The 15,569-nt window shown below is 66.8% G+C and carries 13 protein-coding genes; 3 read left to right on the top strand and 10 right to left on the bottom strand.

The window, feature by feature from the left end; translation table 11 throughout:
- Positions 1-46 precede the first annotated feature (46 nt).
- Together JWR33_RS05990 and JWR33_RS05985 are read left to right on the top strand one after the other, a co-directional pair.
- Positions 47-1,171 (top strand): alanine--glyoxylate aminotransferase family protein, encoded by a 1,125-nt coding sequence (locus JWR33_RS05990; RefSeq protein WP_297410240.1) that lies wholly within the window; start codon positions 47-49, stop codon positions 1,169-1,171.
- Between the two features lie 45 nt (positions 1,172-1,216).
- Positions 1,217-2,008, top strand: a complete 792-nt coding sequence (locus tag JWR33_RS05985) for an IclR family transcriptional regulator (RefSeq protein ID WP_297410238.1) — start codon at positions 1,217-1,219, stop codon at positions 2,006-2,008.
- Between the two features lie 210 nt (positions 2,009-2,218).
- Here the strand turns inward: JWR33_RS05985 and JWR33_RS05980 are convergent, their stop codons facing one another.
- From JWR33_RS05980 to JWR33_RS05950, 7 genes are all read right to left on the bottom strand, one after another.
- Entirely contained in the window at positions 2,219-2,749 is a 531-nt protein-coding gene (locus JWR33_RS05980; protein WP_297410237.1) for a HutD family protein, read from the bottom strand.
- Between the two features lie 40 nt (positions 2,750-2,789).
- Positions 2,790-3,422, bottom strand: coding sequence for a hypothetical protein (locus JWR33_RS05975; RefSeq protein WP_297410236.1), 633 nt, complete (start codon positions 3,420-3,422; stop codon positions 2,790-2,792).
- Positions 3,423-3,505: 83 nt separating this feature from the next.
- Positions 3,506-5,572, bottom strand: coding sequence for a hydantoinase B/oxoprolinase family protein (locus JWR33_RS05970; RefSeq protein WP_297410235.1), 2,067 nt, complete (start codon positions 5,570-5,572; stop codon positions 3,506-3,508).
- Positions 5,562-7,724, bottom strand: a complete 2,163-nt coding sequence (locus JWR33_RS05965; RefSeq protein ID WP_297410234.1) for a hydantoinase/oxoprolinase family protein — start codon at positions 7,722-7,724, stop codon at positions 5,562-5,564. The genes JWR33_RS05970 and JWR33_RS05965 overlap by 11 nt, the downstream gene beginning before the upstream one ends.
- Positions 7,721-8,059, bottom strand: coding sequence for an acetone carboxylase subunit gamma (locus tag JWR33_RS05960; RefSeq protein WP_297410233.1), 339 nt, complete (start codon positions 8,057-8,059; stop codon positions 7,721-7,723). The genes JWR33_RS05965 and JWR33_RS05960 overlap by 4 nt, the downstream gene beginning before the upstream one ends.
- Complete coding sequence (locus JWR33_RS05955; RefSeq protein ID WP_297410232.1) at positions 8,056-10,065, bottom strand: hydantoinase/oxoprolinase family protein; 2,010 nt, start codon at positions 10,063-10,065, stop codon at positions 8,056-8,058. The genes JWR33_RS05960 and JWR33_RS05955 overlap by 4 nt, the downstream gene beginning before the upstream one ends.
- Entirely contained in the window at positions 10,062-11,921 is a 1,860-nt protein-coding gene (locus tag JWR33_RS05950) for a urocanate hydratase (protein WP_297410231.1), read from the bottom strand. Before JWR33_RS05950 ends, JWR33_RS05955 begins: the two co-directional genes overlap by 4 nt.
- Between JWR33_RS05950 and JWR33_RS05945 the strand changes: the two genes are divergently transcribed.
- On the top strand, positions 11,812-12,795 hold the full coding sequence (locus JWR33_RS05945; protein ID WP_366073797.1) for a 3-hydroxyacyl-CoA dehydrogenase family protein: 984 nt from the start codon (positions 11,812-11,814) through the stop codon (positions 12,793-12,795). The genes JWR33_RS05950 and JWR33_RS05945 overlap by 110 nt on opposite strands.
- Here JWR33_RS05945 and JWR33_RS05940 read toward each other — a convergent pair.
- The 3 genes from JWR33_RS05940 to JWR33_RS05930 are packed head-to-tail and all read right to left on the bottom strand — an operon-like array spanning position 12,788 to position 15,474.
- Entirely contained in the window at positions 12,788-13,567 is a 780-nt protein-coding gene (locus tag JWR33_RS05940; protein WP_297410230.1) for a GntR family transcriptional regulator, read from the bottom strand. The two genes, JWR33_RS05945 and JWR33_RS05940, sit on opposite strands and share 8 nt — an antisense overlap.
- 18 nt (positions 13,568-13,585) lie before the next feature.
- Complete coding sequence (locus JWR33_RS05935; protein WP_297410229.1) at positions 13,586-14,485, bottom strand: ABC transporter permease; 900 nt, start codon at positions 14,483-14,485, stop codon at positions 13,586-13,588.
- On the bottom strand, positions 14,485-15,474 hold the full coding sequence (locus JWR33_RS05930; protein ID WP_297410227.1) for an ABC transporter permease: 990 nt from the start codon (positions 15,472-15,474) through the stop codon (positions 14,485-14,487). Before JWR33_RS05930 ends, JWR33_RS05935 begins: the two co-directional genes overlap by 1 nt.
- Positions 15,475-15,569: the final 95 nt, after the last annotated feature.

Raw genomic sequence — 15,569 nt, 5'->3', positions numbered from 1 at the left:
AGGACCGATCATCAACAAGCTCGAGTTCACGCTGTCCGCCGGCCCGGTGGCGGTCACCGCCGCGACCCTCGCCGGCCTGGCTCGGCCCATCCAGTACCACTACGACCCGGACTTCCTGGCGACGTTCCGGCGAGTGCAGGAGAAGACCGCGCAGATCCTCCAGACGGAGGGCGACGTGATCATCCTCCAGGGCGAGGCCATCCTCGGCCTGGAGGCGGCTCTGCGGTCCCTCGTGACCCCCGGCATGCGGGTCCTCAACCTCGTGCAGGGCATCTTCGGCAAAGGCACGGGCTACTGGCTCCGTGACTTCGGCGCCGACGTGCACGAGCTGGAGGTCGGCTACGACGACGCGGTCACGCCGGAGATGGTCGAGGACTACCTCGACGGCCACCCGGGGGTCGAGATGGTCTGCCTGGTCGCCTCCGAGACGCCGTCGGGAACGATCACCGATCTCGCGAAGATCGGGCCGATGTGCCGGGACCGCGGCATCCTCACCTACGTGGACACCGTGTCCGGGGTGCTCGGCATGGAGCATCGGACGGATGACTGGGGCCTCGACCTCTGCGTGACCGGCCCGCAGAAGTGCCTCGGCGGGGCTCCGGGACTCTCGCTCATCTCCGTCAGTCAGCGGGCCTGGGACAAGATCTATTCGAACCCGGCTGCACCCCGGGACTCGTACCTGTCGCTTCTCGACTTCAAGGAGAAGTGGCTCGGCGACGGCCGGTTCCCCTACACGCCTTCGGTCAGCGACATCAACGGTCTGGAGGCGGCCCTCGACCAGGCACTCGCCGAAGGCATCGACCAGGTCGTCCGGCGTCACGTCGATGCCCGGGAGCTCACCAAGGCGGGGGCTCGCGCGATGGGGCTCGAGTTCTGGGCGCGGCGCGAGGACAGCATGTCGGCGTGCGTCACCTCGATCCGGCTTCCCGATGACATCGACAACGTCACGGTCCGGGATCTGGCGCGGGCCAAGTACGGCGTCATGTTCTCCCACGGCCAGGGCGCCGGAAACCTCATCAGGCTGTCGCACATGGGACCGACGGCGGGTGGGCTCCACTCGGTGGTGGGGCTCACGGCGCTCGGCCGCACCCTCCTCGACCTGGGCATGAAGCTCGATGTCGGTGCCGGCCTTGAGGCGGCGCTCGAGGTGCTCAGCGTCCAGCGGGCGTGACCCATGCTCCGCCGAGATGCTGGTCTAGGCTTTGAATCGAACCTCATGAACGACAGAGATGCAGACGAGGCGCCCGATGCGGTGCCCGAACTCGTGCAGCGCACCAAGGGGGTCGACAGTGCCCGGCGAGCGCTGCAGATCCTGCTCCAGTTCACCGAGAGCCGTCCCGAGCTCACCATCGACAACGTCCTCGAGGCTCACGGCATCTCGGTGCCGAGCGCGTACCGCTACCTCTCCCTGCTGCGGGAGATGAATCTCATCGAGGAGCGGGGAAAAGGCACCTTCGTGCTCACCCCGCGGGTCCTCCGACTCGCACGCTCGGCCGAGGTCTCCCTCGACTACCGGACCACGGCACAGCCGATCCTCGACCGGATGCGCGAGGAGACCGGTGAGACAGCCCTGTACATCCGCCGGGTCAACGATGCCGCGGTCTGCCTCGCGATCGCCGAGAGCGATCATCAGATCTCCATCTCCTTCCAGCCGGGCCACCTCATGCCGCTTCATCTGGGTGCCGCACCGAAGGTGCTGCTCGCGGAGTACAGCGACGCGAAGCGCGAACAGTACTTCGATTGGCTCCGCCCGCCCATGTCGAAGGCGGACAGGTCCAAGTGGGACGCGGACCTCGACTCCATCCGCGCCACCGGCTATGCACAGTCCACCGCGGAGGTCGATGCGGGCGTATGGGCCGCGGCGGCCGGGGTCCGCTCCTACGGCGCGCTCGTCGGCGCGCTGACGGTCGTCGCACCGGCCTTCCGGCTGAGCGAGGCGGATCGTCAGAAGATCGGCGCTGTGGTCCGCGCGGGTGCCGCGGAGTTCGAGGCGGCGCTCGGTCAGTGAGCTCGGCGCCGCCGGCTGCAGCACACCTCGGGCCCCTTGAGCGGATCGTTGCCGCTCGAGCGGCCCGGCAACATCCCTGCCAGCGACAGGGTCTCGCCGGCTTCCCGTTTCAGGACATACCGGGCCGCTGTGCGGCCTTCCGCGCCGCCGCAACTCCTTCGCAGTCACCCGCAATACGGTGAACGCCTGAGGTGCCCGCAGCAGCATGCTTCACAGGACGCGTGCGAACGCGATCAGCCCCTCGCCGCGGATCGCGGTCGGGACGCCGGCGGTCAGCACCGCGTCACCGGCTGACAGTGGGCGGGCGAGACTCCTGAGCTCCCCCTCTAGAGCGACAGCCGCAAGGAGACCGGGCGGCGTGACGATCCTGCCGCTCACTGACACCGCCTCGAGTACCGGTGTCCCACCGCGCACCATCAGGTTCAGGTCCCGTTGCGCGGTGCCGGGATCGGAGGAGGCGACCTCCTGATCACCCGTGAACTGCACAGTGTCGTACTTGGCGAGCCGCACATGTGCGCCATCGACGATCAGGGTCAGCGGGCCGTCAGTGATCGCCATGAGGGCACGCGCGACGCCCGGGATGTGGGAGAAGGTCGCGGCTCCCGAAATTGTGGCTATCGACAGGCGCCACCGGAATGGTCCGGAGCGGGGCTCCCGGGCCAATTCGGCCGTAAATCCCCCACCGTTCACCCAACGGGACGCCGGAACCTCATCGAGGCTGATCGTTCGCGGAGTCGCCATCAGAGGCCCTTCGGTGGTTGATGCGCCCACCCGTCGAGTCTCAGGCTTGAATCGAGCCGAAAGCCGCGATCTCTGCGCGGCTCCACACCGCACTGACATCCCCGGGGGTCAGCACCACGCCGGCAACCGCAGCTCCGTCGACTGCGGCAACACCGTCGGCATCGGCCCGGGTCAACGCCCAGCTCGCGGCATTGCCCACCTCGTCGACCGCCCCGATCGCCGGCCCCAGGCTGAGCACCGGGCAGCCGAAGTTATCGGCGATGCGCACGACCCGCGCTACGACGGAACTGTCCGCCTGCTGCCCGAGGACGACGATCCCGGCGAGACCGGCTGCCATCGCTCCCCGGGAGAGGTCGCACAGCGCGTCGCTCAGCAGATCGGAGTCCATCGCCGTCTCGAGTGGGCGGATGTCGGGGAGGACTCCGAGCACCGGGCCCGGCATCGTGGGGACGAGCCTCTTCAGGGCATCGAGTGCCGCGGCGACCGAAGAGTCCTCCAGCACATCATCGGCGAACTGCTCGGTGTCACCGCCATCGGTCAGGGCGGCCCAGTCGGCGGGATGGACCACGTCTACGGCAACCCCTTGGGCGCCGGTCGAGCTGACGAGATCAAGCAGCAGGCGGCGGGAGGTGACGGTATTGAGCCACCACTTCTCGTCGGCGCGCAGATTCACTACAGAGGGGAGCGACTCCCAGACATACGGGACATACGCGCGACTTCCGCCCGCCAGAGCGCTACTGAGAACCCCCGGCATCGTCAGATCCGGATCACGTCGCGGTTCGGCTTACCCGACGGCCACTCGCCGAACCAGCCGAGTGCGCTCTCCGCAGGCCGCTGCAGAGACCACTCGGCGATCCACTCAGCGAAGGGCTTGCCGACGCTGAGTCTGCGTGCGCGAACATCTGCCCTCGCCCTCTCGGTCGCCTCCACGTCGACGATGTAGCGGTCGGGGTCGACGACCACGGCGTAGACGCTGAGCGCGACCTCCGCACTGATGACATCGTTTCGAAGATCCTCCGCGACCTTCGCGGGCTCGCGCTCCAAGACGTCGCCATACCCACCACTGCCCTGGGTGCTGGCTGCGAGGATCTCGCCCTCCTTCAGCAGTCGTACCCCTCGGGTCTGATGTTCGAGGATCACCTCTCCGCCGAGCGTGCCGTTCTTCTCCGCCACGGCGAGTTCGTAGTCGTCCGTGGGCAGGTCCGCCTGGCCGTTCGCCATCCGCTCCAGCACGTCGGTATTGCGCACCTGCAAGCCGGGGAGCGTAGTCATGGAATACCCACCGAAAAGCCCGTTATGAGCGGGGAACCGCGACTCCTTCTGACTGGAGGTGAAGGCCGCGTACTTGGTGCCTCTCACGATGTAGGCGATTGTCGCTCCACCGCCGCCGCGGAACTTGCCGTATCCGCAGCTGTTCCGCATCTGGTGCTGGTAGAGGTGCAGCAACGGGAACTCCGACTCGATGTCCTCGACGTCGGGCGCCTTCCCCCATGGGCCGTGTGGGAAGCCGAATACATCCACGCCGTCCATGTCGTGGCGGGCACCCAGGCCGTACGCGTTGAGTGGATAGCCCATGAAGTCCGTCACCCTGACCCCGTGCTGGTTGGTCGCGGATACCATGACCGCCGAAGCGCTCGAGGACGTGTAGCCGCAGACCTGGTCGCGCTGGTCCGACGAGTACATCACCTTGGAAAGCACCGATCCGAGCAGTGGGAAAACAAGTCCGCCGACGAGTGGAGAGCAGGAGATGGCCGCCTCGGGCGACGCGTCGAGGAAAGATCCCTTCGGAACCGTGATGTCGATGTGCTCCATCATCCCAGACGAGAGGGGGAAGTCGTGGAACGGGAACTCGAACAGGTTGACGGCGCAGTGCGCACGGATGACCGAAGTGAACGCGTTGTAACTTCCCTCGTGCTCCGGGGAGCTGCCGTCGAAGCTGATCGTGACCTTGTCGCCCTTCACCGTGAGGGCGATGTTGGCCCGCAGGAGCGAGTCCTCGTGGCCCGTGGTGTCCATGAAGACAGTGTGACGATAGGTTCCGTCGTTCCAGCTGGAGATGCGGTTGCGCACTCCGGCAGAGGTCTCCTGGATCATCCGTCGGAAGAGTCCCTGGACTGTCGGGACACCGCGACGACGCACCATCTCCTGGATCCGGATCCGCACCCTGTCGCAGGCCGCGACGCGCGCCTTGACGTCCGTGACCTGCATGCGCGGAGCGCGAGAGATGAAGTTCTCCATCATCTTCAGAAGGTCGGTGCGCAGCCGGTAGTTGTCGCCGATCTTGATAGGGGTCAGCTTCATGCCCTCGTCGTGCCGGGTCTTCGCGGCAGGGATCTCGCCACCCGGCTCTGACCCCCCGGTCTCCGACTGGTGCGCGCCGCTCACCACCCAGCAGATCAGCTTCTCGCCCGCGAAGACCGGCATCAGAGCGAACTGGTCAGGGTTGTGGATCCCGCCGTAGAGGGCCTCGTTGGTGTAGAAGACGTCGCCCTCTGCGACCCCGACGCTCGGATCATCGGCGAAGTGCTTAAGGATGAACTTGATCGGGATCTGCCCTGTGACGCTGTGCAGCAGGGTTCCGCACACGGCGGTCACGAGGTCGCCGGCCGCAGTGTAGATGGCTACCAGGGTGTCGCCTGAATGGAGCATCGACGAGATGCCCATCTTGGTCATCACCTCTTTGCCCTCCTGCGCCATGAGCATGAGGTTCTCCGAGAAGATCTCGTAGTCGCCCACCTTGAGGGTCGTCGCTGCCGCGAGTTCCTCTTCGCTCGGCACCTCCGGCTTGAGACCGGTCTCGATCAGGACACTGTCAACGGACATCGGAATCCTCCTTGGTCAGGACTAGTGCGTGGTGCCGGTCGACCTCAAGGGTCCACCCCGGCTCGAGTACCAGCGTCGTGCTCTCATCCTCGACGAGGGCGGGGCCCTCGATCCGGTCGCCGTTGCGGAGCAGGTTCATCTGGAAGACCGGCGTCGGCTCGAAGCCCTTCTCAGGGGCCCAGTAGGCGTCCCTCGTCCCTGTCCGGGCGTGCTTCGATCCTTCCCGGTCGCCGCCCACCGGATAGACGGGCAGCTCCGGATTGGCCTGCGGGAGTCGTGCCTTGAGGATGAAGCCCTCGACCTCGATGCCCGCTTCGGGGTTGAGTCCGAGAGCACTGTATGCCTCGCTGAACTCCTTCTCGAATGCGGCGCCGATCGAGCGGGCATCGTCCTCGCCACCGAACTCGAGGACGGGCGATGCCACCCGCTTCACGTTCAGCTGACCGCCGAACCGGATCTCCAGCTCGAGCTCGAAGACGAGTCCGTCCGTCTGGAAGCCCTCCCCGGCGAAGTCGCGCTTCGCCTGCTCGATCAGCTCCGCCACGACGGCGTTGAAGATGGTCCCATCCTGCTGCCATTCATCCGTCTCGCCCGGCTTCAACAGGGTGATCCTCTGCGATCGCTCGTAGACGTGCAGCACGTCCATCGCCGAGGACCCGAACGCACAGAAGGTCGCAGAGAAGGGGAAGACGACCGCCTCGGTCATGTTGGCCGCGGCGGTATAGCCGCAACAGTGCATGGGACCGGCGCCGCCCATCGCGAAGACGGTGAAGTCCCGGGGGTCGTATCCCTTGAGCACCGTCTCCTTGTGGATCTCGGCACCCATCTTCGAATCGATGATCCGTTTGATGAGCAGCGCCGCGTGCGGCACGCTCAACCCGAGTGGCTTCGCGATCTTCTGTTCGATCGCGCGTTCTGCACGTCTCTTGTTCAGGGTGAGGCGACCGCCGTGGAAGTTCTCCCCGTCGAGATAGCCGAGCACCAGGTTGGCGTCGGTCACCGTGGGTTCCTTGCCGCCCTGGTCGTATGAGACAGGCCCGGGGACCGCACCCGCGCTCTCCGGCCCGACATCGAGCCGATTGCCCAGCTCTTCCGAGACCTTCGCGATCGAGCCGCCGCCCGCACCGATGGACTTCGTGTCGAGGATGGTCGCGTCGACGACCCATCGGTCGATGGTCGGGGCGAACTGATAGAAGCGGGTGCTGCCCTGGACGACCATCCCGATATCGAAGGAAGTGCCTCCCATGTCGGTGGTCACCACGTTCGTGCGACCGTACGCCTCGCCGATCGCGGCCGCGCCCATCAGGCCTGCGACGGGCCCGCCGCTGAACGTCTGGACGGCGGACGAGCGGAACACGCTGGCCATACCGCCGGTGTTGTGGACCATCATGAGTGGCGCCCGGTATCCCCGGCTACGCAGCTGCTGCCCGATCCCCACCAGCTCCTCGTACATGGACTGGTGCAGATAGGCGTTGAGCAGGGTCATCGTCGAGCGGGTGTACTCGAGCTTCCGGGGGGACACCTCGTGAGAGAGGAAGACCGGCATCCTGCCGAGGTACGACTCGTCGTACTCCCTCTCGATGAGCTCCCGGATCCGCAGCTCGTGGGACGGGTTGAGGTAGGAGAAGAGGAGGGTGACTACGAACCCGCGCACTCCCTGGTCCACGAGGTAGTCCAGCTGCTTGAGGAACGCCTCCTCGTCGAGCGGCCGGAGCACCTCGCCGGTGGAGCTGATGCGCTCCTTGACTCCCACCGAAAGCGTCTTCGGGATCAGCGGCTCCGGCTTCTGGACGCGGGCGATCTCGCGCTGCTCACTGAACGGAAGTCCGTCCGACCACTGGCTGGCCCGACCGATGATGAGCGTGTCCTCGAAGCCCGAGGTGGTGATGTACGCCAGTTTGGGTCCGCTGCGCTGGATGAGCTTGTTCAGGGCGACTGTCGTCGAGTATCGGACGATTCCGGTGTCGCCCAGCAGTTCATCGCCGGTCATCCCGAGCCGCTCAGCCGCGTCGTCGATCGCCCGGGACATACCGAGGCCGAGATCATGGGCGGTCGTCCGGACCTTGCACCAGGTCGTCTTTCCGGTGCCCGAGTTGACGTAGCAGTCGGTGAAGGTTCCGCCGATGTCGATTTCGATCGATGCGCGACTCATTGGATGCTCAGACCTCGCTGCTTCTTCAGTTCGGGGATGTCGATTTCGATGTCGTGCGTGATCGGGTGCCCGGGTGGGAGGTACTCCACCTCGAGCAGAACCGCGCAGCCAGGGCAGTAGAACTCCACGATGCGACACCAGGTCGGATCCGGTGCGAAGGTGTAATCGCCCTCGACCACGGGCGGGTGCACGTCACGCGGGTCCCGATCGGCCACGAGGCACCCGAACTTGTAGTTCGAGTCCGCCGCGCCGAGGTTCTGGCCGCAGCGCCGACACAGCCAGACGGTGTCGGTCAGATCGATGGCGAGATACTCCGTGATCTCCACGACGCTCATGCCGCTTCCTCCTTCTGGATGATGCCGTACCCCAGTTCGGTGAAGCTGCAGCTCCAGCCCGCGGGGACGATGATGGTGGTGTCCCTCGCGCTGAGGAACACGGGCCCCTGCACCGAGGGTGCGTCAGGCTCGCCGAGTCCGGAGACGATGGGGTACGCGGCAAGGCCGCCCCTCGTCGAGACGGTCCGCGAGTCGCGGTTATCGGCCTCGGGTCCCATCCGAACGGCGAGTTCGCGAGGGCGCTCGACCTCTACTCGCAGCTCGACTCGTGTCGCGTCGGCCGGCAGCTCCAACGACGAGGTGCCCTCGAGCAGGTCGGCGAGGGTGGCGGCGGCCGTCTGGCCGAAGTCCCCCTCCTGGCTCGCGGTTCGCAGGAGGGCGGCCACCGCGGCGAGCTCCGTCACGCCCTCCGCGCGGAGGTCCCGTACGGCGCTCGCTGCGAGCTTCGCCACGACGTCGTCCATGCGGGAGCCGACCAGCGCAGCGCGATAGTTGTGAGCGATGGGGAGCAGTCCTCCGCCGAACGCGGAGAACACGGAGGATTGCGGGAAGACGACGACGCGTTGGATCCCCAGGGATTCGGCCGCTGCGACGGCCAGCAGACCTCCGCCTCCTCCATAGGAGAAGAGCCACCGATCAGGGCCGTTCCGAATGCCGGGATGGCGGTCCGCCCAGTCACGCATTCCTTCCCCGAGCGCCTGATGCACGGCATCCAGCGCGTCGAGCGCCTTCTCCTCGAGGTCGCGCTCGTCGTCGGGGCCGAAGAGGCGCTCGATCGCGGCGATCGACTCGTCCTTCAGCAGCACCCGACGGCCGCCGAGGAACCGGTCGGCATCGATGTAGCCGAGCGTGAGCCACACGTCGGTCGGGGTGGCATTCGTGCCGCCCAGACCGAAACACGCGGGGCCGGGTGACGATCCCGCGCTGCCGGGGCCGACCGTGAGACCCGACTCCGTCCGCGCGATGATGGAGCCGCCACCGAGGCCGAATGACCAGAGATCGACAGCAGGGTGCGGAACGGAAAGGTCCGCGGCTAGTGTTTCGGGCGTCAGCGGCGCCACCGCGCCGGCGATGAACGCGACGTCCGTCGTAGTGCCTCCCACATCGAACGTGCAGACGTTGTCGGCGGCCAGAGCGGACGCCACGTGCACAGCGCCCAGGACTCCGGCCGATGGGCCCGAGTTGAAGGTGTCCAGCGCCCTGGTCTTGGCGACCCTCGTGCTGGAGCCGTCGGTGTTGACGATGAGCAGAGGTCGTTGGTAGCCGCCCCGGCGGAGGCCGTCCTCCGCCTTGTAGAGGCTCCGGACGAGGGCGGGGTGCAGGTAGGCGTTCAGGACCGCGGTTGCAGTCCTGCCGAAGTCGTCTGGCGCGATGGAGATCCTCGAGGCTTGGAGGACCGGGATTGCCCCGAGGTAGTGGCGTGGGTAAGAGGCGGTGATCAGGTCCCTGGCACGCTGCTCATTCGACGGGTTCAGATGGGCGTTCCCGAAGCTCACGACGATCATCGCCGTTCCCTGCTCGAGAAGGAACCGCACCGCATCGTCGACCGAGCGCGCATCCGGCTCCGTGATCACTTGGCCCGTATCGTCGACGGCTTCCGGTACGGACACGATCATGTCGGCCGAGATGAAGGCGCCGAGAGCGCTGAACTGCTCCGAGGTGCCGTATGCGCGGTCTGCGCCTCCACTAACGATCAGCCCCACCTGGGGGCCCGATCGCTGCACCGCCGTATTGGTCGCGATGGTGGAACTGAAGTGGACCACGCCGAGCTTGCCCAGAAAGCCCTCCAGGTCCTCACCCATGGCGGCGGCGGCGGCTTGCACGCACGCCATGAATCCCTCGGTCAGATCATGCGGGGTGGTGTCCACCTTCACCTGGGCGTGCCGCCCCGCGCCGGACACGAAGCCGTCCGTGAATGTTCCGCCCGTGTCGATGCTGAGCGTGAACTCCTTGACCGGCACCGGTTCCGCGCTCGTAACCGCGTGCTCTGCACTCACAGTCGTCATCGGGTCTCCTCCATTTGCAACTGCTTCAGCTCGTTCGTCCGCCGCGGAAGGTCCAGGCCCGACTCGGCGGCCTTGGCCAGAGCCTGCGGGTACCCGGCGTCGGCGTAGCGCGCAACTCCGAGAGCCGGATCTGTCCAGAACACGCGCTTGATCTTCCGGGCGGCTCGTTCTGTGCCGTCCGCGATGACGACCATTCCCGTGTGGATGCTATTGCCCACGCCGACGCCCCCGCCGTTGCCGACGGAGACCCAGGTGGCTCCCTGCGCGGCGTTCAGCATGGCGGAAAGGATCGGCCAGTCCGCGATGGCGTCCGACCCGTCGAGCATCCCCTCGGTCTCGCGAAGCGGCGAAGCGACGGAGGCGGGATCCATATGGTCACGGCCCAGTGCGAGTGGACCTATCTCTCCGGAGGCGACGAGTTCATTGAGGCGAGCGCAGACGGCGTCCCGCTGACCGAGCCCGAGCCAGCAGATCCGTGCGGGGAGTCCCTGTTGCGGGATGTGTTCCCGTGCAAGGGCGAACCATCTGCCGAGGGACTCGCTGCCGACGACCTCGAGCACTGCTTCTTCGCTCTTGCGCAGGTCCTCGTCGGAACCGCTCAAGGCGATCCATCGGAACGGTCCGACGCCCGAGGCGAAGATGGGGCGCACGTATTCGTTGACGAAACCCGGAATCACCATGATCTCTGGCAGTCCGGCCTTCCTGACCTGTCCGCGCAGGTTGTTGCCGTACTCGAAGACGACAGCTCCCTGCTCCCGGAATCCCAGGAGAGCCCTCGCGTGCTGGAGCAGCGATCGGCTTGCCGCCGCTAGGTACTCGGAGTCGGCGGCTCGAGCGTTCGCGGTCTGCTCCGGCGTGTAGCCGATCGGGATGTAGCCGTTGAGGATGTCGTGTGCTGAGGTCTGGTCCGTGACGATGTCGACATGCACGCCGTCACGGAGCAGGCGGGGGGCCACCTCCGCGATGTTCGCGATCAAGCCGATCGAGCCGGGCTCGTCAGAGGACGTGAGTAGTCTGACGGCTTCGTCGTAGTCCCCGGTGAGATGGTCGACCCAGCCACCCTGAGCGCGGCGACGTGCGCGTCGCTCGTCGGCTTCCACGATGAGCGCGCGCCCGCCATTGTGAGCAATAGCCCATCCCTGCGCTCCCCCCATGCCTCCGAGCCCCGCCGTGAGGATCTTCCGCCCCTTCAACGTCCCGCCGAAGTGTTGCTTGGCGACCGAGGAGAAGGTCTCGTAAGTGAAGCCCAGGATTCCCTGCGTCCCGATGTAGAACCAGCCGGCCGCTGTCATCTGGCCGTACATTGTGAGCCCCTTGGACTCGAGGTCCCAGAACGTCTCCTGATCGGACCAAGCCGGGACCACCATCGCAGTTGAGATGAGCACGCGCGGGGCGTCCGGGTGAGTGGGGAGCACCGCCACCGGCGCTCCGGACTGGACCAGCAGGGTCTCGTCGTCCCGAAGCGTCTTCAAGGAAGCGATGATCCGGTCGAGATCCTCATGGCTGCGCGCCGCGCGCCCCTTGCCCCCGTAGACGACGAGGTTGGCAGCGTCTTCCGCGACCGCCGGGTCGAGGTTGTTGCGCAGGCATCGGAGGATGCCTTCCTGTTCCCAACCCAGGCATTCGAGGGTCTGATCGAGCTGCGTTCTATCCGGCATAGGGCCATATTGTATCCATGGATGCATGTTGTCAAACGATCGCACGGGCCGTCCTGATTCGGGCTCGGATACATGTATCCTCGCGTCTATGCTGGCGCGAAGTGAGACCGCCCCCGAATCATCCCTGCCGTCACTAGAGCTCGTGGGGGTGGTGGGCGCGGGAGCTATGGGCGTCGGAATCGCCGCCGCCGTCGCCATGTCGGGAACCCCGGTCCGCTGCCTGACGCGCAGCCGGCGTTCGCTCGACCAAACCCGCTCCCGCCTCGCAGCCTCCTTCGGCGTACTGGTCAACGCTGGCCTCCTCGATGAGGACGCCAGCAGGCGGGCAGTGGCACTTGTCAGCTTCGCCGACGACATCCCCTCTACCGTCGCGGGGTGCTCCCTGGTCGTCGAATCGGTGAAGGAAGAGCTCGAACTGAAGCAGGCCGTGCTCGCCGAGATCGCCGCCGCCGCGCCGCCCAGCGCGATCATCACCACGAACACCAGTTCGCTCTCGCTTCCCGACCTCGAGCGTGCCGTGACGCCCCCCGAGAGGTTCGCCGGCTTGCACTGGTTTCTCCCTGCTGAGCTCGTGCAGGTCGTGGAGATCGTCCGCGGACCCTCCACCTCCGCAGCCACCGCTCAGGCGCTCACGACCTTCGTGCAACGGCTGCGCAAGCACGCCCTGCACGTCCGGAAGCCCGTCCCGGGATTCGTCGTCAATCGTCTGCAGTACGCCCTGCTCAGGGAGGCCCACGCGCTGCTGCGGGACGGGGTCTGCACTCCCGAGGACCTGGATGCCGCACTCGTCCATGCGTTGGGGCCGCGATGGGCAGCGGTGGGGCCGCTCGAGAGCATGGATTTGGCCGGCCTGGATGTCCACCTGGCTGTCGCCGAACAGCTCTTCCCGTCCCTCTCTGACTCCAATGAGCCTCCTCAGCACCTGAGGGCGATGGTTGAGGGCGGCGACCTCGGTGCGAAGTCCGGCACCGGGCTGCGCGGAAGCTATGACGCGCAGCGGCTGGTGAGCATAGCCCGCCGCCGAGCCGAGACGGTTCGAGCTCTTCGCGACCGAACGGGCTCCTCTACCTGAGCGCCTTTCCCTTCCAGAAGCCCACCTCACGCAGGTGCTCCACCAGCAGCTCGCCGGCCCTCGTGATGTGTCGGGACATCGCCTCGCGAGCCGCCGGGCCGTCCCCGTCCCGCAGCGCGACAGCGATGTCCTCGTGATCGCGCACGTTCAGCTCCTCGGTCTCGTTCGCGTCCCGCAGCGCCCGCCAGATCTGACTCACCGGAAGGGAGTTCTCAAGGTCGAGGATCAGGTTGCGGAGGCGGGTGTTTCCGGAAGCCTGGTGGATGATCGAGTGGAACTCCTCGTTCGCCCTGGCGATCCTGGCTCCCATCGAGGCTTCCTCCTCGGGGGACGGCTCCCGCATCGCCAAACCTCGGGCGACGAAGGCCGTCAGCTTCGCCTGCGCAGCCAGCAGGTCCATATCATCGGCATCCGACCAGTTGCCGGCAGCGAGCTCGGCGGAGAAGCCCTCGAGCTCGCCCCGCATGGCATAGACCTCCCGCAGGTCGCGTTCGGTCGGGATGCGCACCGTCGCGCCCTTGTTGGGGACGATCGTCACGAGATTCTGAGCATGCAGCTTGTGCAGCGCTTCCCGGACGGGAGTTCTGCTGACTCCGTACTTCTGGCAGAGCTCGTCCTGCTGGAGGTGCGCGCCGGGCGGGAAGACCCCTGCCATGATGTCGGACTGGAGGCGGAAGGCGATGTCGTCCACGAGGCTCGGCGAGTGCACTTGCAGCTCGTCGCGCCGTCCTGATCCCTGGTCGCTGCGGGCAGTATTACGCGACTTAGTCATGGCCAACCTCCGTTTTCGTCAGCCGGCCAGCATGAGGGGCCGGCCCTCCTCAGCGGGGGGCCTCGCCTTCTTACCCAGTATGGCCGCTGTCGCCAGAGCGATGACATAGGGCACGGCCTGCACAGCTTCGAGGGGAAGAGGAAAGGAACGCGTCTGAGCGAACAGGTCGAGCCCTTGGGCGAATCCGAACAGGGCCGCCCCCGCCGCGACGCCGAGCGGGCGCCAGCGGCCGAGGATGATGATCGCGAACGCGATGTAGCCCCGACCGTCGACCATATTCTCGCCGAATCCGTGGACATCCGCCAAACTCATGAAGGCCCCGCCGAGCGCGGCGATGCCGCCGCTCAGCACTACCGCCGCGAACCTGGTGCGGAGAACGTTCACCCCGCTGGCCCGTGCTGCTTCCGCATTCTCGCCCGACGCTCTGATCCGGACGCCGAGGCCGGTTCGGAAGAGTACTACCGTGAGCGCGACCACCAGCGCGTATCCGACGTAGGCGATCCAGTGCGTGCTGAAGAGTGCGCCGAGGGCCGGGATATCGGCGAGGAAGGGAATGCGGGTGTCCGCATCCGAAGGAGTCGCGAACGCCCCCGCCCCGAGGACGCCGAACAACAGACCCGTCAACCCGAGCATGGCGATGTTGAACGCGATTCCCGTGACGATCTGGTCGGCGCGCAGGACGACCGTGAGCAAGGCCAGCACCGCTCCTCCGAGCAGTCCGGCCGCCAGGGCCGCGGCCACACCCGTGAGGACCGAGCCGGTCGAAGATCCCACCAGCGCGCCACAGAAGGCCCCGATCAGGAGCAGCCCCTCGAGCCCGAGGTTCAGGACTCCCGAGCGCTCGGCGAGGATCCCGCCGAGGGCGGCGAACAGCAATGGGACGCCCAACACGACCATTGCGCCGAAGAGGAACTCCATCAGCCTCCCTCCCCCCGGAACTTGCGGTAGGTCCGCCAGCCCGTCACCGCCGCCACGATGAGCACCGGCACCGCGGCCAGCAGCGTCACGACCGTTCCCGGGATCCCGACCGCTGACTGAAGGGCCCCTCCTCCGTTCCTCAGGAATGCGAAGAAGACCGCGATCGGAACAACCGCGAGAGGGTTCCCGCGTGCGAGGAGGGCGATCGCCACAGCATCGATACCCCATCCGGGCGAGAAGCCGAACCCGATGCGGTACTGGTTGCCCACCAGCTCAGTCGCGCCCGCGAGACCGCCGAGCGCGCCGCCCGCGACGAGGGCCAGGAAGTAGCCGACCTCGACTCGCACACCCTTCGCCCGAGCGAAGGACGGTGCGGTTCCCAGCATCCGGTGCGCCCACCCGCTCCGAGTGCGGTACGCCCACCACGCGACGACTGCAGCGGCGAGGATCGCGACGAGCGCGGACATGGGGATTCCTGCGTTGCCCGCGAGTTTGGCGATTCGCAGTCCGGGGTCTACGGCGGGGCTGGCGTTGAACGTCAAGCCGGGGTCACGAAGGGGTCCCGCCACGAAGTAGCGCACCAGGAACAGTGCAACGAAGTTGAGCATGATCGTCGTGACGATCTCGCTGACGCCCCGCCACGCGCGAAGGGCGCCCGCGATCGCACCGAAGAAGGCACCCGCTGCTGCTCCGGCCAGGAGCAGGATCAGGACCCCGCCGGGGATCGCCCCCAGACCCGGCAGACTCACGCCGACCACCATGGCGGTGAAGGCCCCCATCAGGAGCTGACCGTCCCCGCCGATATTGAACAGGCCGGCCCGATACGGCACCGCCACTGCTAGACCGACCAGCACGAGGGGGATCGAGTAGATGAGGAGCACGCCGATGCCGAAGGGCGACCCGAAGGACGTGAGGAAGAGCGTCGAGTAGGTGTGCCCGACGTCGGCCCCGACGACAGCGGCAATGGGTCCGAGTAACGCAACGGACATCAGCATCGCACCGGCCGTCCAGAGCCACCCGCTTGATGCCCGCCCACGTGCACGGGCTGACGTCTGCGTCCGGGAGCCGTCTGCCTGACGGCGGT

The organism is Naasia sp. (genome assembly GCF_025465545.1).
In the GTDB taxonomy this organism is placed as follows: domain Bacteria; phylum Actinomycetota; class Actinomycetes; order Actinomycetales; family Microbacteriaceae; genus Naasia.
The sequence above is the reverse complement of the archived record's forward strand: the minus strand, read 5'-3'. Positions and strand labels throughout refer to the sequence as shown.